This window comes from Streptomyces durocortorensis (assembly GCF_016901035.1).
Lineage (GTDB): Bacteria > Actinomycetota > Actinomycetes > Streptomycetales > Streptomycetaceae > Streptomyces > Streptomyces durocortorensis.
On the sequence record NZ_JAFEUF010000130.1, the window covers coordinates 1 to 20,384 of the forward strand.

Below are 20,384 nucleotides of genomic sequence, written 5' to 3' on the forward strand. Positions count from 1 at the left end.
GGTGGGCTGGGTTATGTTTATAAGTGACTGGGATGTAACGGCCCGCTCCTCAAACGCCGGAGGGGCTGGAACGGCCCGGTCCTCCAGCGCGTGGAGCCACGGAGACGGCCCGGTCCCGGGGCGCGGGATGAGCTGGACGGGCCGCCGGAGAGGCGGGAAAGGCGGCCCGGGAAGCCGGGCTCGGCTTCAGATGCGCTCCAGCACGCTCGCCAGCAGCGCGCCCATCCGGGTCGCCGAGTCGCGGCCGGCCTGGAGGACCTCCTCGTGGTTGAGGGGTTCGCCGGACAGGCCCGCCGCCAGGTTGGTGACCAGCGAGAGGCCGAGCACCTCGGCGCCCGCCTCACGGGCCGCGATGGCCTCCAGGACCGTGGACATGCCCACCAGGTCGCCGCCCATGACCCGGACCATGTTGATCTCGGCGGGGGTCTCGTAGTGCGGGCCGGGGAACTGGACGTACACGCCCTCTTCGAGGGTGTCGTCGATCTCCTTGCACAGCGCGCGCAGCCGCGGCGAGTACAGGTCGGTCAGGTCGACGAAGTTGGCGCCGATGATCGGCGAGGCGGCCGTCAGGTTGATGTGGTCGCTGATCAGCACCGGCTGTCCCGGTCGCATGCCCTCGCGCAGACCGCCGCAGCCGTTCGTCAGGACGACGGTCTTGCAGCCCGCGGCCACCGCCGTACGGACGCCGTGGGCGACGGCGGCGACGCCCCGGCCCTCGTAGAAGTGCGTGCGGCCGAGGAAGACCAGCGCGCGCTTCTCGCCGATCTTGTACGAGCGGACCGTGCCGCCGTGGCCCTCGACGGCGGGCGCCGGGAAACCGGGCAGCTCGGTCACGGGGAACTCGGCCTCCGGGACGCCGAGTGCTTCGCCCGCGGGTGCCCAGCCGGAGCCCATGACCAGGGCGACGTCATGGGTCTCGGCGCCGGTCAGCTCGCGCAGGCGGGCGGCGGCCCCGGCGGCGGCCGCCTGCGGGTCGCCCTGGATGTTGTCCGGAATAACAGATGCGTTCACGCGGACGAGCGTAACCGCTGAATCCCTACGCGCGTAGATGCACGGGCGCAAAGACACGTCGGAGGTCTTTGTGCTTTCGCACGAAGGGGGAGCGGGCGGGCCCGGATCCGCCCTGGTCAGCAGGGGCGCTTGCGCAGTTCCATCACATAGTCGTGAGGCGCTCCGGCGGATTCCGCGGCGTCCGCGATCTCGCCCAGATAGCGCGCCGAGGGCAGCCCGCCCTCGTACCCGTTGAGCACGTAGATCCAGGCCGGCTCCTCGCCGTCCAGGGTGTGCACCCGGATGCGCATCCGGCGGTAGATGTCGAGGCCGACGCCCTCCCAGCGGTCCATGGAGTCCTCGTCCATCGGCGCCAGGTCGTACAGCGCGACGAAGACCTGGGAGCGCGGCGCCTCCACCACGGTGGCCAGCGCCCCCTCCCAGCCCATCTGCTCCCCGCCGAAGGTCAGCCGCCAGCCGTTGAGCCAGCCGGTGCTGCGCATCGGGGAATGCGGGGCGCGGCGGGTCATCAGCCGCGCGTCGAGGTTGCCGGCGTACGCGGCGTAGAGCGACATGGGTCCGAGGGTACGGGAGGTGGCGGCGGGAGCGACGGTTCCTGTGACGAAGGCCCCGGTCGGGGGAGCGGGGCGGGGAGTGAGGGGCGGGCGTGGGGCCCGTTCCGGGGGCTCGTTCCCGTATGGAGGGCCCCGGGGCGAAGCACCTTGGCGCGTGCGGGACAATGGAGTACGTACTGCATTCCCCCCGGGGCGATCCCCCGGACCCCCGGCCGGGGCGGCAGACGGCCGCGGGTTACACAACGCGAGGCGGACTTTTCGTGACCCGGATCGTGATCATCGGCGGCGGCCCCGGCGGCTACGAGGCAGCCCTGGTGGGCGCCCAGCTCGGCGCGGAGGTGACCGTCGTCGACTGCGACGGTCTCGGCGGGGCCTCGGTCCTCACGGACTGCGTGCCCTCGAAGACCCTGATCGCGACGGCCGAGGTGATGACCACCTTCGACTCCTCCTACGAGGAACTGGGCATCATCGTCGCCGACGACACCCCGCACGTGGAGCAGGCCGCCCGGGTCGTCGGCGTGGACCTCGGCAAGGTCAACCGCCGGGTCAAGCGCCTCGCGCTCGCCCAGTCCCACGACATCACCGCCTCCGTCACCCGGGCCGGCGCCCGCGTGATGCGCGGCCGGGGCCGGCTCGACGGGCTCCAGGCCGCCGACGGCTCCCGCCAGGTCGTCGTCACCGCCGCAGACGGCACCGAGGAGCGGCTGACCGCCGACGCGGTGCTGATAGCGACCGGCGGGCACCCCCGGGAGATCCCGGACGCGCAGCCCGACGGCGAGCGCATCCTGAACTGGACCCAGGTCTACGACCTCGACGAGCTGCCCGAGGAGCTCATCGTCGTCGGATCCGGTGTCACCGGCGCCGAGTTCGCCGGGGCCTACCAGGCGCTCGGCTCCCGCGTCACCCTCGTCTCCTCCCGCGACCGGGTGCTGCCGGGCGAGGACCCGGACGCCGCCGCGGTCCTGGAGGACGTCTTCCGCCGCCGCGGGATGAACGTCATGGCCCGCTCCCGCGCCCAGTCCGCCAAGCGGGTCGGCGACCGGGTCGAGGTGACGCTGGCCGACGGCCGGGTCATCACCGGTTCGCACTGCCTGATGGCGGTCGGCGCGATCCCGAACACCGCGGGCATGGGCCTGGAGGAGGCCGGCGTACGGCTCAAGGACTCCGGGCACGTCCTCACCGACCGGGTCTCGCGCACCAGCGCCCCCGGCGTCTACGCGGCCGGCGACGTCACCGGGATCTTCGCGCTGGCCTCGGTCGCCGCGATGCAGGGCCGGATCGCGATGTACCACTTCCTCGGCGACGCGGTCGCCCCGCTGAACCTCAAGGCCGTCTCCGCCAACGTCTTCACCGACCCGGAGATCGCCACCGTCGGCTACAGCCAGGCCGAGGTCGACGCGGGCAAGATCGAGGCCCGCGTGGTGAAGCTGCCGCTGCTGCGCAATCCGCGCGCCAAGATGCAGGGCATCCGCGACGGCTTCGTCAAGATCTTCTGCCGTCCCGGTACGGGGATCGTCGTCGGCGGCTGTGTCGTCGCGCCGCGCGCCAGCGAGCTGATCCACCCCATCTCGATCGCGGTCGACAACAACCTGACGGTGGAACAGATCGCAAACGCTTTCACCGTGTACCCGTCCCTGTCCGGATCGATCGCCGAAGTGGCCCGGCAGTTGCACACCCGCAAGCTCACGGGCGAGGGCTGAGAGCCCGGAAAGCCGGACAATCAGCGTCAACCCCCGGCAGTGCGGGCGGCGCTGGGGTCGCTTGGCGATCAACCCCGAACAACAAAGGGGCCTCCTATACCACTTGGAGGCCCCTTTGAAGTACAACTTCTGTTATTCGACGCAAACTGCTGAAAACTCACCGGCGGCCAGGTTACTGTCAGTTTCGTGTTCGCTGCAGAACGTCGTCAATTGATCCTCGAAATGGTGCGCGCCAACGGGGCGGTATCGCTCCGTGAGCTCGCCCGCGTCGTCCAGACCTCCGAAGTGACCGTACGGCGTGACGTGCGGGCACTGGAGGCAGAAGGACTCCTCGACCGCCGGCACGGCGGTGCGGTCTTGCCGGGCGGTTTTACGCGGGAGTCCGGCTTTCCGCAGAAATCCCATCTCTCCACCGCGGAGAAGACTGCGATCGCCGACCTGGCCGCGGGCCTCGTCGGCGAGGGCGAGGCCATCGTGGTCGGCGCCGGCACGACCACGCAGGAGCTGGCCCGCCGGCTCGCGCGGGTTCCCGGTCTGACCGTCGTCACCAACTCGCTACTGGTGGCCCAGGCGTTGGCCCATGCCAACCGGGTCGAAGTCGTCATGACCGGCGGCACCCTGCGCGGGAGCAACTACGCGCTGGTGGGCAGCGGGGCCGAGCAGTCCCTCCAGGGGCTGCGGGTCTCCCGGGCCTTCCTCTCCGGGAGCGGCCTCACGGCGGAGCGTGGCCTGTCCACCTCCAACATGCTCTCGGCCAGCGTCGACCGGGCTCTCGTGCAGGCCGCAGCGGAGGTGGTCGTCCTGGCGGACCACACGAAGCTGGGCGCCGACACCATGTTCCAGACGGTGCCCACGGAGCTGATCACCCGCCTGGTCACGGACGAGCCGCCGCTCCACGACGAGCGGGCCGCCGCCGAACTCCAGTCCCTGGCGGACCAGGGCGTGGAGATCACGGTGGCCGGTCCGGAGGCGGACGCGTCCGGCGGGGAGGGCCCCCCTCCGGGGCGTCAGCCCCGCCGGGACATGCCCCTGCCCGGCCAGCGGCGCACGCAGAACGGCGGCCTCGGGCCGCAGTTGCGCAGTGCGTCGGCGCTGGCGGACGTGCCGGGTGAGCGGGGAGCGCGCGTGGCGGACCTGCGACGGCGGTAGGGCCGTGTCGGGGGCGCTGCCCCCGAACCCCCGCTCCTCAAACGCCGGAGGGGCTGGTTCGGCTACTTCAGCCCGCGCAGCGTCAGCCGCAGCAGCCGGTCCGCCAACTCCGGGTCATCCGGCGACTGCTCGGCGGCCAACGCGATCGCGTTCGTCAGCTGGAGCAGGTCGTCGATCGAGACATCGCCCCGCACCGACCCGCTCTCCTGCGCCCGCCGCAGCAGCCCCGCGCCCGCTTCCCGGAGCGGCAGATGGCACTGCACCAGGGCCGAGCTCTCGTCGCGCGAGGCGGACATCAGGCTGTGGGCCAGGCCGCGGTACTCACCCGCATGAGTGACGATCGCGCCCAGCCACTCCACCAGTGCCCGGCACGGCGCTTCCGCCGCCGCCAGTTCCCTGGAGCGGTCCAGGAGTGAGCCCAGGGCGTCCTGGAAGACCGCGTTCATCAGGGCGTCCCGGTTCGGGAAGTGCCGGTAGAGGGTGCCGATGCCCACGCCCGCCCGCCGGGCGATGTCCTCCAGCGAGGCGTCCGTACCGTGCTCGGCGAAGGACCTGCGCGCCTCGCCCACCAGCCGGTCGTGGTTCCTGCGCGCGTCCGCGCCCCTCGGCCGGGCCGGCGGCTGTTCCGGGCTCGCGTCCGCACGCGCTGTCGGCTGCGCCGTGCTCGTGTCCATGTCCATCGGGATCGCCCCTGCCATGGCTTCCGCCCCTCCCTCGGTCCTCGGACCCCTCTGACCTCACGGCCCCCGCGGACCCTTCGGAGCATGCCTTGCGGTCAGTCCTTGATCTCGCAGATCAGCGCGCCGGAGGAGACCGAGGCGCCGACCTCGGCGGTGAGTCCCTTGACGGTGCCGGAGCGGTGCGCGTTGAGCGGCTGCTCCATCTTCATGGCCTCAAGGACGACGACGAGGTCGCCCTCCTTGACCTCCTGGCCCTCCTCCACCGCGATCTTGACGATGGTGCCCTGCATGGGCGAGGCGAGGGAGTCGCCGGAAGCGGCGGAGCCGGCCTTCTTGGCCGCGCGACGCTTCGGCTTGGCCCCGGCCGCGAGGCCCGTACGCGCCAGGCTCATGCCCAGCGAGGACGGCAGCGAGACTTCCAGGCGCTTGCCGCCGACCTCGACGACGACGGTCTCCCGTCCGGCCTCGTCCTCCGCGTCCGCGTCGGCGGGCGCGGCGAAGGGCTTGATGTCGTTGACGAACTCGGTCTCGATCCACCGGGTGTGCACGGTGAACGGGTCCGCGGTGAACGCGGGATCGGCGACGACGGCCCGGTGGAACGGGATCGCGGTGGCCATGCCCTCGACCTGGAACTCCGCCAGCGCGCGGGCGGCCCGCTGGAGCGCCTGCTCGCGGGTGGCGCCGGTGACGACCAGCTTGGCCAGGAGCGAGTCCCACGCCGGGCCGATGACCGAGCCGGACTCGACGCCCGCGTCCAGGCGGACACCGGGGCCGGTGGGCGGGGCGAACAGCGTCACCGTGCCGGGGGCGGGCAGGAAGCCCCGGCCCGGGTCCTCGCCGTTGATCCGGAACTCGAAGGAGTGGCCGCGCACCGCCGGGTCGCCGTAGCCGAGCTCCTCGCCGTCGGCGATGCGGAACATCTCGCGTACGAGGTCGATGCCCGTGACCTCTTCGGTGACCGGGTGCTCGACCTGGAGGCGGGTGTTGACCTCCAGGAAGGAGATCGTGCCGTCGACGCCGACCAGGAACTCGACCGTGCCCGCGCCGACGTAACCGGCTTCCTTCAGGATCGCCTTGGACGCCGCGTACAGCTCGTCGTTCTGCGCCTGGGTCAGGAAGGGGGCCGGGGCCTCCTCCACCAGCTTCTGGTGGCGACGCTGGAGCGAGCAGTCACGGGTGGAGACGACGACCACGTTGCCGTGCTGGTCGGCCAGGCACTGGGTTTCCACGTGGCGCGGCTTGTCGAGGTAGCGCTCGACGAAGCACTCGCCCCGGCCGAACGCCGCGACCGCCTCGCGGACCGCGGAGTCGTACAGCTCCGGGATCTCCTCCAGCGTGCGGGCCACCTTCAGACCGCGCCCGCCACCGCCGAAGGCGGCCTTGATCGCGATCGGCAGGCCGTTCTGCTCGGCGAACGCGACGACCTCGTCGGAGCCGGAGACCGGGTCCGGGGTGCCCGCGACGAGCGGGGCGCCGGCGCGCTGGGCGATGTGCCGGGCGGCGACCTTGTCGCCGAGATCGCGGATGGCCTGCGGCGGCGGGCCGATCCAGGTCAGCCCGGCGTCCAGGACGGCCTGGGCGAACTCCGCGTTCTCCGACAGGAATCCGTACCCCGGGTGGATCGCGTCCGCCCCGGAGTCCGCCGCGGCCTGCAGCACCTTGGCCATGTCCAGATAGCTGGCGGCCGGGGTGTCACCGCCCAGGGCGAACGCCTCGTCAGCGGCCCGGACATGCAGCGCGTCCCGGTCCGGCTCGGCGTAGACCGCGACACTCGCGATCCCCGCGTCCCGGCACGCCCGAGCAACGCGGACAGCGATTTCGCCACGGTTGGCGATGAGCACCTTGCGCACGATGACTCCCTCCTCGAAACAAGCTGATTTTAGGGACTACCGACACGGCCGTACGACCTGTCCCCAATGGTGAGCTTGGCCACACGGAGTGTGATCCGAGGCTTGCCCCAGAAGTGAAATTCCTTGTGGCACCACGGTACGCCGGGATCCTCAACCGCACAGTAACCACCCGGTGTGGTCCAGGTCTCTGTCTCTAGGGTCAACGCCTCACGGCGTTTCTTTGTGGACTCCCTACGAACGGCCGGTGGATTCTTTGCCCGGCCCCCGGGCCCGTCCAACCCCTTGTCCGGAGGAATACCCGCGAGTAGCGTCCGCGCTACGCACGTACCAGAGGTAACAGGGGTGGGACGCTGATGCGCAGACCAGTGGCGATCGTGACCGCGCTCGTGCTGTTCGGGGAAGCGGTGGGCATCGTGCTCATCAACGCCGTCCTGGCCACGGTCGCCGAGAACCAGCACATGTCGCTCGCGGGAATGGACCCGGACGCCATGTCCGCCGGGACCTGGGTGATGGGCGGTGTCTCCGGGCTGCTGCTGGTCCTGTGCGGGCTGATAGCCCTGATCGCCGGAGTACGCGACCGCACCCCCGGCCGCGTCGGACGGATCGTCCTGATCGGCTGCGCGGTCGTGCACGGCGTCCTCGGCGCGGTCACCGTCGGCCTGGTGGGCTGGGCCGCCTTCGCGTTCATGATGGCGGTGCTGGCCCTGCTGGTGCTCACCCTGCTGTCGTACGGGCCCGAGAGCCGGCCTCAGACCCAGCGGCCCGAACTCACACCCACAGCTCCGTGACCGACACGTCCAGCTCGCCCAGCAGCCGGCGCAGCAGCGGCAGCGACAGGCCGATGACATTGCCGTGGTCGCCCTCGATCGAGTCGACGAACGGGGCCGAGCGGCCGTCCAGCGTGAACGCCCCCGCCACGTGCAGCGGCTCGCCGGTGGCCACGTAGGCGGCGACCTCGGCGTCGCTCGGCTCGCCGAACCGTACGACCGTGGACGCCGTCGCCGAGGCCGTACGGCCGGAGGCGGTGTCGATCACGCTGTGGCCGGTCTGCAGGACGCCCGCCCGGCCGCGCATCGCCTTCCAGCGGGCGGTGGCCTCCTCGGCGTCGGCGGGCTTGCCGAGCGGCTCGCCGTCCAGCTCCAGCACCGAGTCGCAGCCGATGACCAGCGCGCCCGCCGCTTCGGGGCGCTCGGCGACCGCCGCCGCCTTGGCCCGGGCCAGGACGAGCGCCAGCTCGGCGGGGGTCGGTGCGCTCAGGGCGTCCTCGTCCACCCCGCTGACGATCACCTCGGGGGCGAATCCGGCCTGGCGCAGCAGACCGAGACGGGCGGGGGAGGCGGAGGCGAGCACGAGACGGCGCTGAGGCTGATCAGTCATGCGCGCCATCGTAGAAGGGCCCGGAAGGGCCGTGGACCTCGCAGTGCCCGGCGGGCGCACCGCCGGGCGGTCGTACCGCTCAGTGGATGCCGAGCACGAACATCGCCACCAGCATCGCCAGCGCCAGCAGGACGCCCGCTCTGCGCATCATCGCCTGGGCGTCGCGCAGTTCCTTCGGCGGCTTGTTCTCGGGGTCGGACCACAGCATGCTTCCGATCCTGCTGCGCCGGGCGCCGCCGCGCCTGAGTACGGGTACTCAACAGGCGGCGGCGCCCGGTCCGGCTCAGGCCGGCCAGTACGTCCGGGCCCAGGCCCGGGGGCCCGGCTGCGGGCGGCCGGTGCGGGCGATGCGGCCCGGGTCGGACCACTGCTCGGGCGGCAGCGGGGCGCCGGACGACACGGCGGACGCGGCGGCGGCACGCGCCTGGACCACCGCCACGGCGGCGGCCAGCTCCTCCGGCGTGGGGTTGCCCCGTACGACCTTGATCATGGGCAGACCTCTCTGTGAGCGGGTGAGCGGGTGGGCCGACGGCTACAGCGGGATGTTGCCGTGCTTCTTCGGGGGAAGGGATTCCCGCTTCGTACGGAGTTGACGCAGGCCCTTGACGATGTGGGCCCGGGTGTCGGACGGCATGATCACCGCGTCCACGTAACCGCGCTCGGCCGCCACGTACGGGTTGAGCAGCGCGTCCTCGTAGTCCGTCATCAGCGCGGCGCGGGTCGCGTCCGGGTCCTCGGCGGCGGCGATGGTCCGGCGGTGCAGGATGTTCACCGCGCCCTGCGCCCCCATGACGGCGATCTGCGCGGTCGGCCAGGCCAGGTTCAGGTCCGCGCCCAGGTGCTTGGAGCCCATCACGTCGTACGCGCCGCCGAAGGCCTTGCGGGTGATGACGGTGATCAGCGGGACCGTCGCCTCCGCGTAGGCGTAGATCAGCTTCGCGCCGCGCCGGATGATGCCGCCGTACTCCTGGTCCACGCCCGGCAGGAAGCCCGGCACGTCCACGAAGGTGATCACGGGCACGTTGAACGCGTCGCAGGTGCGGACGAAGCGGGCCGCCTTCTCGCTCGCGTCGATGTCCAGGCAACCGGCGAACTGCATCGGCTGGTTGGCGACGATCCCGACCGGGTGGCCCTCGACCCGGCCGAAGCCGGTGATGATGTTCGGCGCGAACAGGGCCTGGGTCTCCAGGAATTCGGCGTCGTCCAGGACGTGCTCGATCGCGGTGTGCATGTCGTAGGGCTGGTTCGCCGAGTCCGGGATGAGCGTGTCCAGCTCGCGGTCCTCGTCGGTGGTGGCGAGGTCCGCCTCCTCCGGGAACGCCGGGGCCTCGGAGAGGTTGTTCGAAGGCAGGTACGACAGCAGCGACTTGACGTACTCGATGGCGTCCTTCTCGTCACCCGCCATGTGGTGTGCCACCCCGGAGGTGGTGTTGTGCGTACGGGCTCCGCCCAGCTCCTCGAAGCCGACGTCCTCGCCGGTGACCGTCTTGATGACGTCGGGTCCGGTGATGAACATGTGCGAGGTCTGGTCGACCATCACCGTGAAGTCGGTGATCGCGGGGGAGTAGACGGCGCCGCCCGCGCACGGGCCGACGATCAGCGAGATCTGCGGGATCACCCCGGAGGCGTGCACGTTGCGGCGGAAGATCTCGGCGAACAGGCCGAGGGCCGCCACGCCTTCCTGGATCCGCGCGCCGCCGCCGTCGTTGATGCCGATGACCGGACAGCCGGTCTTCAGCGCGAAGTCCATGACCTTGACGATCTTCTCGCCGTAGACCTCGCCGAGCGAACCGCCGAAAATGGTGAAGTCCTGCGAGTACACGCATACCGGGCGGCCGTCGACCGTGCCGTAACCGGTGACGACACCGTCCCCGTACGGGCGGTTCTTCTCGATGCCGAAGTTGGTGGAGCGGTGCCGGGCGAACTCGTCGAGCTCCACGAAGGAGCCCTCGTCCAGGAGCAGCTCGACCCGCTCACGGGCCGTCAGCTTGCCCTTCGCGTGCTGCTTCTCGACCGCGCGGGCCGAACCCGCGTGCGTCGCTTCGTCGATGCGGCGGCTCAGGTCCGCGAGCTTGCCCGCGGTGGTGTGGATGTCGCTCTGCGGCTCGGACATCGGGGGGCGGCTCCCTGCCTGGTCACGGGGACGACGACCGGTGGCGGTCACGGGGGGACGGGCGGTCGTCTGTCCGGCTCTGCGGCTACTGACTCGTAACTCGGTTGTGTGGCTCTGCTTCGTCGCGCCGCAACGCTGCGGCTTCCGAGCGCGGCGGCTACTGACTCGTAGGGTATCGGCGCGCCTCCGGAAAGGCAGTGCGTCCTTTGCCACACCTAGGCTGGGTTGCATGACACCACCGGATGCGTCACACAACCGCTGGTCGGACCTCGACCGGCCGCCCCTCAACGAGACCGCGCTGCGCCGCGGACTGCTGCGGCCCGACGCGCTGTGGACGTCGCTGGAGGTCGTGGAGTCCACCGGATCCACCAACACCGACCTCGCCGGGCGGGCCCGCGGCGGGGCGGCGGGCGAAGGCACGGTGCTGGTCGCCGAGGAGCAGACCGCGGGGCGCGGACGGCTGGAGCGGAGCTGGACCGCGCCGCCCCGCTCCGGGCTGTTCTTCTCGGTCTGCCTGGAGCCCGGCGACATCCCGGTGGAGCGGTGGGGGTGGGTGCCGCTGCTGGCCGGGGTCGCCGCCGCGACCGGGCTCGCCAAGTCGGCCGGTGTCGACATGTCGCTGAAGTGGCCCAACGACCTGCTCGTCTCCGTGGAGAGGGAGGAGCGCAAGGCGGGCGGCATCCTCGGCGAGTTCGCGGGGGACGGCATCGTCGTCGGCCTCGGCATCAACGTCTCGCTCCGCGCCGACGAACTGCCCGCCCCCACCGCGGGCTCCCTCGCCCTCGCCGGAGCGGTCTCCACCGACCGGGAGACCCTGCTGCGGGCGGTCCTGCGCTCGCTGGAGCACTGGTACGGGAAGTGGAAGGCGGCCGACGGCGACGCGGCCGCGAGCGGGCTCCAGGCCGCCTACGCGGCCGGCTGCGCGACGCTGGACCGGGCCGTGCGGGCCGAGCTGCCGGGGGGCGCGTCCCTGGTCGGCGAGGCGGTCGCGATCGACGGGGACGGCCGGCTGGTCCTCTCCACCGAGGACGGCCTCCAGCAGCCGGTGTCCGCCGGGGACATCGTCCACCTGCGGGGCGCGGCGGGCGGTCTGACCTGAGGCGGCCCCAGGCCCCCGGCCCCCGACGGCGTACGGACGCGGGGAGGCCGCCGCCCCCGGACGGCGTACGGACCCGGGGCGAGCATCGCCCCCGATGGCGTACGGACGTGAGAGCGCTTACGCCGCGGATGTCACGCGCGACGCACCCTGGACGGGCGACCAAGGACGTGAGCCAGAGCACACCTGCCGTATTGTTGAGGCGATCCAGCGACAGATCACTGTTGGGGCGATCAGCGACAGATCGGCAGGCAGTGCGCAGGGAACGGGCAGGAGGCGGCTGGTGACCGTCGGCGACACGTCGTCCGGCGCGGGCGAGGAGCCCGGGGCGGACTCCTCGGTCCATGCCACACCCCACCACGAGGTCGACCACACGGTGGAACCGACCGACGACCCCCTCGCCATCCGCCTCGAAGCGCTGATCCTGGGGGCCGACAGGCGCTACACGCCCTTCCAGGCGGCCCGCACCGCCGGGGTCTCGATGGATCTGGCCTCCCGGTTCTGGCGGGCCATGGGCTTCGCCGACATCGGCCAGGCCAAGGCGCTCACCGAGGCCGACGTCCTCGCCCTGCGGCGGCTCGCCGGTCTCGTCGAGGCGGGGCTGCTCAGCGAGCCGATGGCGATCCAGGTCGCCCGCTCCACCGGGCAGACCACCGCCCGGCTGGCCGAGTGGCAGATCGACTCGTTCCTGGAGGGCCTGACCGAGCCGCCCGAGCCCGGCATGACCCGCACCGAGGTCACGTATCCGCTGGTCGAGCTGTTGCTGCCGGAGCTCCAGGAGTTCCTCGTCTACGTGTGGCGGCGCCAGCTGGCCGCCGCCACCGGGCGTGTCGTGCAGGCGGCGGACGACGAGGAGATGGTCGACCGGCGGCTCGCGGTCGGCTTCGCGGATCTCGTCGGCTTCACCCGGCTGACCCGGCGCCTGGAGGAGGAGGAGCTCGGCGAGCTGGTCGAGTCCTTCGAGACGACCGCCGCCGACCTGGTCGCCGCGCACGGCGGCCGGCTCATCAAGACCCTCGGCGACGAGGTCCTCTTCGCCGCCGACGACGCGGGTACGGCCGCGGAGATAGCGCTCCGGCTCATCGAGGCCATGTCCCAGGACGAGACGATGCCCGCCCTGCGCGTCGGCATCGCCTTCGGCACGGTCACCACCCGGATGGGCGATGTCTTCGGCACCACGGTGAACCTCGCCAGCCGGCTCACCTCGATAGCTCCGAAGGACGCCGTTCTGGTCGACGGGGCGTTCGCCAAGGAGCTGGTCCGCCACGGCGACGCCCCCGAGTCCGAGGCGCAGGCCGCCGAGGCCGTCGCGGCCGCCGCCGAGCGGGCCCGGCTGGCCGAGAAGGAGGGCCGCGAGCCGGACGACGAGCCGCCCCTGCCCACGTACCGCTTCGGGCTCCAGCCGATGTGGCAGCGCCCGGTGCGCGGGCTCGGCGTGGTGGAGCCGTGGCTGCTGGCCCGGCGGGGGAAGACCGGCTCCTGAGCGGTTACGGCTTCGGTTACGGCTTCGCCCTGTCGGCGGTCCGGTGGTCCTGTCTAGGATTCCTGCCGGGTAACGCTCGTTAACGGCAACGGGCGTCTTCCCGCAGCTGTCGTCAACCGACAGCGCCGTCGACCGACTGGGGAGCAGCCATGACCGTCACGTCCGAGCAGCGGTACGGGGAGTTCGTCGTCGTACGGCGGCACGAGGGGCAGGACCACGTCGCCGAGCTGGTCCTCGACCGGCCCAAGGCCATGAACGCCGTCTCCACCGACATGGCCCGCTCCATCGCCGTCGCCTGCGACGCGCTCGGCGCCGACCGGGACGTCCGGGCCACCGTCCTGACCTCCAGCCATGAGCGGGCCTTCTGCGTGGGCGCGGACCTCAAGGAGCGCAACTCCTTCTCCGACGCCGACCTCGTCCGCCAGCGGCCCACCGCCCGCGCCGCCTACACCGGGGTCCTGGAACTGCCGATGCCGGTGATCGCCGCCGTGCACGGCTTCGCCCTCGGCGGCGGCTTCGAACTCGCCCTCGCCTGCGATGTGATCGTCGCCGACGCCACCGCCGTGGTCGGGCTGCCCGAGGTGTCCGTGGGCGTCATCCCCGGCGGCGGCGGTACGCAACTGCTGCCGCGCCGCGTCGGTGCGGCCCGCGCCGCCGAGCTGGTGTTCAGCGCCCGCCGCGTCGAGGCCGCCGAGGCGCGCGAACTGGGGCTGGTGGACGAGCTGGTCGCGGCGGGCCGGGACCGCGAGGAGGCCCTCGCCCTGGGCGCCCGGATCGCCGCCAACTCGCCGGTCGGGCTGCGGGCGGCCAAGAAGGCGCTCCGGCTGGGGCAGGGGCTCGATCTGCGGGCGGGCCTGGAGGTCGAGGACGCGGCCTGGCGTTCGGTGGCCTTCTCCGGGGACCGGGCGGAGGGGGTGGCCGCGTTCAACGAGAAGCGGCGCCCCGACTGGCCCGGCGAGTGACGACGCGCGTGCGTGACACAGGGTGACGCGTCGATCGGAAATAGTTGAAATTAGTTACGCACCAAACTGATCAAAAGGGGACAAATCTACATAGGCTGTAGAAATGGGTGGTGACGACGAACGGCTGCGGGCCGTGGTTTCGCTGGCGCAGACCATGGCCGCGGCCTACACGCCGCGCGAGTCGTGGCGGGCGGCGGCGCTGGGCGCCTGCGATGCGCTGAGCGGCAGTTTCGCCGCGCTCTCCGTGTGGGAGCGGGACCGGGGCAGGCTGCGGGTGCTGGTGAACGCGGGGCAACGGGCCGAGGGGGAGGAGGAGTTCCCCGAGGAGGAGGCCTACCCGGTCCACGAGTTCCCGGAGATCACCGAGTTCCTGCACGAGCGCTGGGCCGGCGGCGGCGAACCCGACGCCTGGGTGGAGACCGCCGACGGGCAGCCCGGTGCGGGCGGTCCGGCGCGCGGCGCCCGCCCGTACTGCCACCAGCGGGTCGCCGCGCTGCGGCGGCGCGGCCGGGGCTGCTGCGTGGTCGCGCCGATCGTGCTGCACGGTCGGGCGTGGGGCGAGCTGTACGTGGCGCGGCCGGCCGGGCAGCCCGTGTTCGACCGGGCCGACGCCGACTTCGCGACCGTGCTCGCCGCCGTCGTGGCCTCCGGGATCGCCCAGACCGAACGCCTGGAGGAGGTCCGCAAGCTGGCCTTCACCGACCCGCTGACCGGACTGGCCAACCGCCGCGCGGTCGACATCCGCCTCGACGAGGCGGTGGAGCGGCACCGCGTCGACGACACGGTCGTCAGCCTCGTCGTCTGCGACCTGAACGGCCTCAAGGCGGTGAACGACACCCACGGGCACGCCGTCGGCGACCGCCTGCTGGAACGTTTCGGCTCGGTGCTGTCGCTGTGCGGGGCGATGTTGCCGGAGGCGCTCGCGGCCCGGCTGGGCGGCGACGAGTTCTGCCTGCTCGCGGCGGGCCCACCGGCCGACGCGGTGGTCGGCGTCGCCACCGAGCTGTGTGACCGGGCGGCGGTGATCGAGCTGGGCGAGGGGGTCGCGTGCGGGGTCGCGTCGACGGGTGACCCGATCGGCCCGGTGCGATCGGCCCGCCGGCTGTTCCGGCTCGCGGACGCCGCGCAGTACCGGGCCAAGGCGGCCCGCTCGCTGGGGCCGGTGGTGGCCGGGCGGGACGGCGAGGTCCTCCGGCTCGCGGACTCGCCGCCGAAGTCCGCACACGACCGGCGCAGGCTCCGCGGCAACCGGCCGTGAGGGGTGTGACCCCCGGCCCGTCGTGAGGAGTGTGGGCCCCGGCCCCGGCCCGCCGTGGGGCCGGCGTGCCGTCTCAGTGCGGGGGCGGCATCCGGGTCAGGGCGTTGCTGATGGTGCAGCCGCCTTCCCCGGGCATCCGCTGCATCCGGGACGGCACCCACACCTCCGTGGCGCCGGGGCTCACCCGGGCGAGCAGGCAGTCCTGCGGGTCGTAACCGTTGCCCTTGACCGACAGGAGGACGCCGACCCTGCCGTTGTCGTTCGCCTGCACCTCGACGTCGATCGCCCGGTCCATGTCCAGCGCGGCGACCCTGCGCCGCACCTCGGCCTCGTCCACCCGGCCGCCCTCCGGCACCCGGGGAAGCTTCGCCTCCAGCTCCTCGTACGGCAGCTCGGGCGGGGGCGGCGGCGGGGCGAAGGTCAGCCGGGGGCCGTCCGGGCAGTCCACGGACCGGGGGTTCTCCCGCCACTCGGTCCGGGGCGACACCCGCACCGCGAAGCAGCGCACCACGGTGACCGGCTCGGGGTCGAACGTGTCGTCGTACGCCGAGCCGGAGGTGCGGACGGTCACCTCGACGCCGTCCCCCTCGTGGGTCGAGGCGCCCTTCAGGCGCAGCACCTCCACCCCGTCGAGACCGGCGGCGGAGCGGCCGACCTCCTCCGCCGTGCGGGGCCGCTGGCCGTACAGCCGCTCGCCGGCCGTCCTGGCCACCGCGCGGGCCTCCTCCGTCGCCTCGCTCTCGGAGGACTGCACCACGCCGCATCCGGTGACGGTGAACAGCAACAGCGGTGCGAGCAGCAGGAGTCGGCGCATGCGTGCAGCCTTCACGTATCGCGAGCGGAGGGCAAGTGGCAGGAGAGCGGCAGGCGAGCGCAGGCGGACCGCCGACGTCCTCGGCCGGCCTCGTAAGGGGCCCTGCGCGGCAGCACTAGTGACATGGAGGGTTTCAGTCCGTACGCTGCTGAATATGGATATGCACACTGTCGTGGTGGGGACGTCCGGAACCACCGCCGAGGACGTCGTCGCCGTGGCCCGCCACGGCGCCCGGGTCGAGCTCTCCGCCGCCGCCGTGGAAGCCCTCGCCGCCGCCCGCCTCATCGTGGACGCGCTCGCCGCCAAGCCCGAGCCGGTCTACGGCGTCTCCACCGGCTTCGGCGCGCTCGCCAGCCGTCACATCAGCCCCGAACTGCGGGCGCAGCTCCAGCGCAACATCGTCCGCTCGCACGCGGCCGGCATGGGCCCGCGCGTCGAGCGCGAGGTCGTCCGCGCGCTGATGTTCCTCCGGCTCAAGACGGTCGCCTCCGGCCACACCGGCGTACGCCCCGAGGTCGCGCAGACCATGGCCGACCTGCTGAACGCGGGCATCACGCCCGTCGTCCACGAGTACGGCTCGCTCGGCTGCTCCGGCGACCTCGCCCCGCTCTCGCACTGCGCGCTCACCCTGATGGGCGAGGGCGACGCGGAGGGCCCCGACGGCACGGTCCGCCCCGCCGGCGAACTGCTCGCCGCCCACGGCATCGCCCAGGTCGAGCTGCGCGAGAAGGAGGGCCTGGCCCTCCTCAACGGCACCGACGGCATGCTCGGCATGCTGGTCATGGCCCTCGCCGACCTGAAGAACCTCTACACCTCCGCCGACATCACCGCCGCCCTCTCCCTGGAGGCGCTGCTCGGCACCGACAAGGTGCTCGCCCCCGAGCTGCACGCCATCCGCCCGCACCCCGGTCAGGGCGCGAGCGCGGACAACATGCTGCGGGTGCTGGCCGGTTCGGGCCTGACGGGTCATCACCAGGACGACGCGCCCCGGGTCCAGGACGCCTACTCCGTACGCTGCGCCCCTCAGGTCAACGGTGCGGGCCGCGACACCCTCGACTACGCGGCCGTCGTCGCGGGCCGTGAACTGGCCTCGTCCGTCGACAACCCGGTGGTGCTCCCCGACGGCCGGGTCGAGTCCAACGGCAACTTCCACGGCGCGCCCGTCGCGTACGTCCTGGACTTCCTCGCGATCGTCGCCGCCGACCTCGGCTCGATCTGCGAACGCCGCACGGACCGGCTGCTGGACAAGAACCGCTCGCACGGCCTGCCGCCGTTCCTCGCGGACGACGCCGGGGTCGACTCGGGTCTGATGATCGCCCAGTACACCCAGGCCGCCCTGGTCAGCGAGATGAAGCGGCTCGCCGTTCCCGCCTCCGCCGACTCCATCCCGTCCTCTGCGATGCAGGAGGACCACGTCTCCATGGGCTGGTCCGGCGCGCGCAAACTCCGTACCGCCGTGGACAATCTGGCCCGGATCGTCGCGGTCGAGCTGTACGCGGCGACCCGCGCGGTGGAGCTGCGCGCCGCCCAGGGGCTCACCCCCGCCCCCGCCTCGCAGGCCGCCGTGGACGCCCTGCGGGCAGCCGGCGCCGAGGGCCCGGGCCCGGACCGCTTCCTCGCGCCGGACCTGGCCGCAGCCGACACGTTCGTACGGGAAGGGCGCCTGGTCGCCGCCGTGGAGCCGGTCACCGGGCCGCTGGCCTGAACCGCTTCCGTGCGCGTACGGGGAGGGGTCTGAGCCGCTCCCGTACGCGTACGGGATGGGGCTGAGCCGTACCCCGTACCCGTACGCGTACGGAACTGGTCCGAGCCGGTTCCGTGCGCGTACGGAGGGGGAAGGTCCCCGCGCCGGGGGGTGCGGGGACCTCTTCGTACCCGTACGCGGGTCAGTAGGCCGAGCGTTCCCCGGAGCGGCGTACCGAGTAGGTCACGAAGCCCGCGCCGACGCCCAACAGGGCGGTGCCGCCGATGAGATACGGCGTGGTGTCCAGGCCGGGACCGGTGTCGGCGAGGCGCGCCCCGGAGGCGTCGTCGGCCTTGCCGGCGGTCCGGTCGGACGTGGCGGCCGGGCCGCCCTGCTGCTCGGCGTGCTCACCGGTCGCGTTGGCCGACGGGACGAACCAGAGAGCGGCCAGCAGCGTGCCTGCGGCGGTGGCGGTCAGCAGTGTGCGACGAGCGACGGACACAGATTCGATCCCCTTGCGACAACCATGAGTTAGCCCCGTGGGCCGATGCTAAGCAAAGCAGCGGGTCGGTGGAAAGTCGTGGCCCCGCCGGGCCTTACGCTCCGGCCATGAGCACAGATGAGACATCCAGGTTTGTTCGACTTCGCGTCGAGATGGTGCTGGAGGTCACCGACCTCGACGCCCTGACCGGCACCGCGCTCGAATCCATCGCCGCCGAGTACGGGGAGCCCGTCGCGGCCGTCGCCGGGAGCGACACCGCCGAGGAACGGATGCATGCCGAAGCCACGGTCCGGGCAGACGGTGCAGAGGCCCTCGCCTCGCTGGTCGACCCCTTCGACCTGGTCAGCGAGGTGCCCGGGGTCGAGCTGGCCCAGGCCTCCTGGAGCAGCGAGTCGATCGAGTACGACCCCGACGCGGAGGGCTGGGACGAGGCGGACGACGGCGATGAGGACCTGTTCCTGCCGCGGGACGGGGACGACGAGGAGGGGTACGGCGACTCGGTCGCGCACAATGGGAAGAACGACGGCGAGGACGGTGACCCCGCGCAGCGGGTGTGACGTGTGAGAACACCGGCCCCGGCCCCGCTCACCTGCGGACCGGGGCCGCGCCGTGCGGCGGAGAAAACCGGGGTTCTGCCATGGGAACCATTGACCGCCGGGGCGGCGTCGATGAGTGGTGTTCCCCACATCTGTCGAGGATGCGGAACGGACCGCCCTTTCCGGGTGTTCTTGGAACATTGACGGGGAATGCCGCCTGGCGGTCCCGTCCGGGGATTTTGGGGAAATCGGCAACGATGGAGAAGCGTGTGATGACGGACAGCAAGCGGCGCAAGGGCCTCGTGGCCGTGTCCGCACTGCTCGGCGGCGTGTTGGTGCTTTCGGCCTGTACCGACGACGGCGACAAGGGTGGCAAGGCGAACACCGGCACCTCGGAGTCCTCGCAGCAGGACGTCGACAAGGCGGCAGCCGCGGACGCCTCCGAGGCGCAGATAGCGATCAAGCCGAAGAACGGCGCCACCAACGCCAGCATCAACAACGCGGCCCAGGTCACCGTCACCAAGGGCAAGCTGACCAAGGTCGTCATGACGACGCAGGACGGCACCCCGGTCGAGGGCACGCTGGCGGCCGACGGCTCCAGCTGGAAGCCCGCGGGTCAGCTGGAGCGCTCCACCACGTACAAGATCGACGCGACGGCGGCCGACTCGAAGGGCCGCGAGGCCCACGAGAACAGCTCCTTCACCACCGTCTCGCCCGACAACAGCTTCATCGGGAACTTCACCCCCGAGGACGGCTCCACGGTCGGCGTCGGGATGCCCGTCTCGATCAACTTCAACAAGGCGATCACGGACAAGAAGGCCGTCCAGGACGGCATCACCGTGACCTCCAGCAGCGGCCAGGAGGTCGTGGGCCACTGGTTCAACGGCCAGCGCCTGGACTTCCGCCCGGAGGACTACTGGCAGGGCGGCTCCACCGTCACCCTGAAGCTGGCGCTCGACGGAGTCGAGGGCGCGGACGGCGTCTTCGGCGTCCAGCAGAAGACCGTGACCTTCAAGGTCGGCCGCAACCAGGTCTCCACCGTCGACGCGAAGACCAAGCAGATGACGATCACCCGCGACGGCAAGACGATCAAGACGATCCCGATCTCCGCGGGCTCCCCCGACAACCCCACGTACAACGGTCAGATGGTGATCTCCGAGAAGCACAAGGAGACCCGGATGAACGGCGCCACCGTCGGCTTCACCGATGACGACGGCAAGGGCGAGTACGACATCAAGGACGTGCCGCACGCCATGCGCCTGTCCACGTCGGGCACGTTCATCCACGGCAACTACTGGGGCAAGGGCATCTTCGGCACCGCCAACACCAGCCACGGCTGCGTGGGCCTCGCCGACGTGAAGGGCGCGAACGACCCCAACGCCCCCGGCGCCTGGTTCTACGACAACTCGATGGTCGGCGACGTGGTCATCGTCAAGAACTCCCCGGACAAGACGATCACCCCGGACAACGGCCTCAACGGCTGGAACATGAGCTGGGCCGAGTGGACGGCCGGCTCCCAGGCCTGATCCACCCGTCCCGCTCTCCCGCTTCACCCCCCCCGCCCCCCCCCGCCCCCCGGCCGCCCCCCCCCCCGCGCCCCCCCCCCCCCCCCCCC

20 protein-coding genes are annotated in these 20,384 nt (G+C 72.1%); 10 read left to right on the plus strand and 10 right to left on the minus strand.

The window, feature by feature from the left end; translation table 11 throughout:
• Positions 1 to 186: 186 nt before the first annotated feature.
• Together JS521_RS22465 and JS521_RS22470 are read right to left on the minus strand one after the other, a co-directional pair.
• Positions 187 to 1,011, minus strand: coding sequence for a purine-nucleoside phosphorylase (locus JS521_RS22465; protein ID WP_205084749.1), 825 nt, complete (start codon positions 1,009 to 1,011; stop codon positions 187 to 189).
• 116 nt (positions 1,012 to 1,127) lie between these two features.
• Positions 1,128 to 1,565 carry a gamma-glutamylcyclotransferase family protein gene (locus JS521_RS22470; protein WP_006127099.1) on the minus strand — a complete coding sequence of 146 codons (438 nt, stop codon included), beginning with the start codon at positions 1,563 to 1,565 and terminating at the stop codon, positions 1,128 to 1,130.
• Positions 1,566 to 1,825: 260 nt separating this feature from the next.
• Here JS521_RS22470 and JS521_RS22475 point away from each other — a divergent pair, with 260 nt between their 5' ends.
• A complete protein-coding gene (locus tag JS521_RS22475; RefSeq protein WP_007458836.1) occupies positions 1,826 to 3,265 on the plus strand; it encodes an NAD(P)H-quinone dehydrogenase in 1,440 nt (479 codons plus the stop codon).
• 186 nt (positions 3,266 to 3,451) lie between these two features.
• Positions 3,452 to 4,414, plus strand: a complete 963-nt coding sequence (locus JS521_RS22480; protein WP_205084750.1) for a DeoR/GlpR family DNA-binding transcription regulator — start codon at positions 3,452 to 3,454, stop codon at positions 4,412 to 4,414.
• Between the two features lie 62 nt (positions 4,415 to 4,476).
• Here JS521_RS22480 and JS521_RS22485 read toward each other — a convergent pair whose 3' ends face one another.
• Both JS521_RS22485 and JS521_RS22490 read right to left on the minus strand, forming a co-directional pair.
• Positions 4,477 to 5,088 carry a TetR/AcrR family transcriptional regulator gene (locus JS521_RS22485; RefSeq protein WP_443732187.1) on the minus strand — a complete coding sequence of 204 codons (612 nt, stop codon included), beginning with the start codon at positions 5,086 to 5,088 and terminating at the stop codon, positions 4,477 to 4,479.
• A 101-nt stretch (positions 5,089 to 5,189) separates the two neighbouring features.
• Positions 5,190 to 6,944, minus strand: coding sequence for an acetyl/propionyl/methylcrotonyl-CoA carboxylase subunit alpha (locus tag JS521_RS22490; protein ID WP_205084752.1), 1,755 nt, complete (start codon positions 6,942 to 6,944; stop codon positions 5,190 to 5,192).
• A 353-nt stretch (positions 6,945 to 7,297) separates the two neighbouring features.
• Here JS521_RS22490 and JS521_RS22495 point away from each other — a divergent pair, with 353 nt between their 5' ends.
• Positions 7,298 to 7,732, plus strand: a complete 435-nt coding sequence (locus JS521_RS22495; protein ID WP_205084753.1) for a hypothetical protein — start codon at positions 7,298 to 7,300, stop codon at positions 7,730 to 7,732.
• On the opposite strand, the gene JS521_RS22500 is transcribed toward JS521_RS22495, so the two are convergent.
• From JS521_RS22500 to JS521_RS22510, 4 genes are all read right to left on the minus strand, one after another.
• Positions 7,713 to 8,330 (minus strand): nucleoside triphosphate pyrophosphatase, encoded by a 618-nt coding sequence (locus JS521_RS22500; protein WP_205084754.1) that lies wholly within the window; start codon positions 8,328 to 8,330, stop codon positions 7,713 to 7,715. The genes JS521_RS22495 and JS521_RS22500 overlap by 20 nt on opposite strands.
• A gap of 70 nt (positions 8,331 to 8,400) precedes the next feature.
• Positions 8,401 to 8,529, minus strand: a complete 129-nt coding sequence (gene mmpB, locus JS521_RS37245) for a morphogenic membrane protein MmpB (protein WP_010058523.1) — start codon at positions 8,527 to 8,529, stop codon at positions 8,401 to 8,403.
• A 75-nt stretch (positions 8,530 to 8,604) separates the two neighbouring features.
• Positions 8,605 to 8,811, minus strand: coding sequence for an acyl-CoA carboxylase epsilon subunit (locus JS521_RS22505; RefSeq protein WP_010058521.1), 207 nt, complete (start codon positions 8,809 to 8,811; stop codon positions 8,605 to 8,607).
• Between the two features lie 42 nt (positions 8,812 to 8,853).
• Positions 8,854 to 10,434 (minus strand): acyl-CoA carboxylase subunit beta, encoded by a 1,581-nt coding sequence (locus JS521_RS22510; RefSeq protein ID WP_205084755.1) that lies wholly within the window; start codon positions 10,432 to 10,434, stop codon positions 8,854 to 8,856.
• 229 nt (positions 10,435 to 10,663) lie between these two features.
• Here JS521_RS22510 and JS521_RS22515 point away from each other — a divergent pair, with 229 nt between their 5' ends.
• The 4 genes from JS521_RS22515 to JS521_RS22530 all read left to right on the plus strand — a co-directional run bounded on the left by JS521_RS22515 (position 10,664) and on the right by JS521_RS22530 (position 15,233).
• Complete coding sequence (locus JS521_RS22515) at positions 10,664 to 11,533, plus strand: biotin--[acetyl-CoA-carboxylase] ligase (RefSeq protein ID WP_205084756.1); 870 nt, start codon at positions 10,664 to 10,666, stop codon at positions 11,531 to 11,533.
• A 280-nt stretch (positions 11,534 to 11,813) separates the two neighbouring features.
• Positions 11,814 to 13,013 carry an adenylate/guanylate cyclase domain-containing protein gene (locus JS521_RS22520; protein WP_006127111.1) on the plus strand — a complete coding sequence of 400 codons (1,200 nt, stop codon included), beginning with the start codon at positions 11,814 to 11,816 and terminating at the stop codon, positions 13,011 to 13,013.
• Between the two features lie 149 nt (positions 13,014 to 13,162).
• Positions 13,163 to 13,975, plus strand: a complete 813-nt coding sequence (locus tag JS521_RS22525; protein ID WP_205084757.1) for an enoyl-CoA hydratase/isomerase family protein — start codon at positions 13,163 to 13,165, stop codon at positions 13,973 to 13,975.
• 103 nt (positions 13,976 to 14,078) lie between these two features.
• A complete protein-coding gene (locus tag JS521_RS22530; protein ID WP_205084758.1) occupies positions 14,079 to 15,233 on the plus strand; it encodes a GGDEF domain-containing protein in 1,155 nt (384 codons plus the stop codon).
• 73 nt (positions 15,234 to 15,306) lie between these two features.
• Here JS521_RS22530 and JS521_RS22535 read toward each other — a convergent pair whose 3' ends face one another.
• Positions 15,307 to 16,047, minus strand: coding sequence for a translation initiation factor IF-2 (locus JS521_RS22535; protein WP_205084759.1), 741 nt, complete (start codon positions 16,045 to 16,047; stop codon positions 15,307 to 15,309).
• A gap of 154 nt (positions 16,048 to 16,201) precedes the next feature.
• Between JS521_RS22535 and hutH the strand changes: the two genes are divergently transcribed.
• Complete coding sequence (gene hutH / locus JS521_RS22540; RefSeq protein WP_205084760.1) at positions 16,202 to 17,752, plus strand: histidine ammonia-lyase; 1,551 nt, start codon at positions 16,202 to 16,204, stop codon at positions 17,750 to 17,752.
• 181 nt (positions 17,753 to 17,933) lie between these two features.
• On the opposite strand, the gene JS521_RS22545 is transcribed toward hutH, so the two are convergent.
• Positions 17,934 to 18,233, minus strand: coding sequence for a hypothetical protein (locus tag JS521_RS22545; protein ID WP_205084761.1), 300 nt, complete (start codon positions 18,231 to 18,233; stop codon positions 17,934 to 17,936).
• Between the two features lie 107 nt (positions 18,234 to 18,340).
• Between JS521_RS22545 and JS521_RS22550 the strand changes: the two genes are divergently transcribed.
• Together JS521_RS22550 and JS521_RS22555 are read left to right on the plus strand one after the other, a co-directional pair.
• Positions 18,341 to 18,790, plus strand: a complete 450-nt coding sequence (locus JS521_RS22550) for a hypothetical protein (RefSeq protein ID WP_239487669.1) — start codon at positions 18,341 to 18,343, stop codon at positions 18,788 to 18,790.
• A gap of 236 nt (positions 18,791 to 19,026) precedes the next feature.
• Positions 19,027 to 20,295, plus strand: a complete 1,269-nt coding sequence (locus JS521_RS22555) for a L,D-transpeptidase (RefSeq protein WP_205084762.1) — start codon at positions 19,027 to 19,029, stop codon at positions 20,293 to 20,295.
• The last annotated feature ends 89 nt before the right edge of the window (positions 20,296 to 20,384 follow it).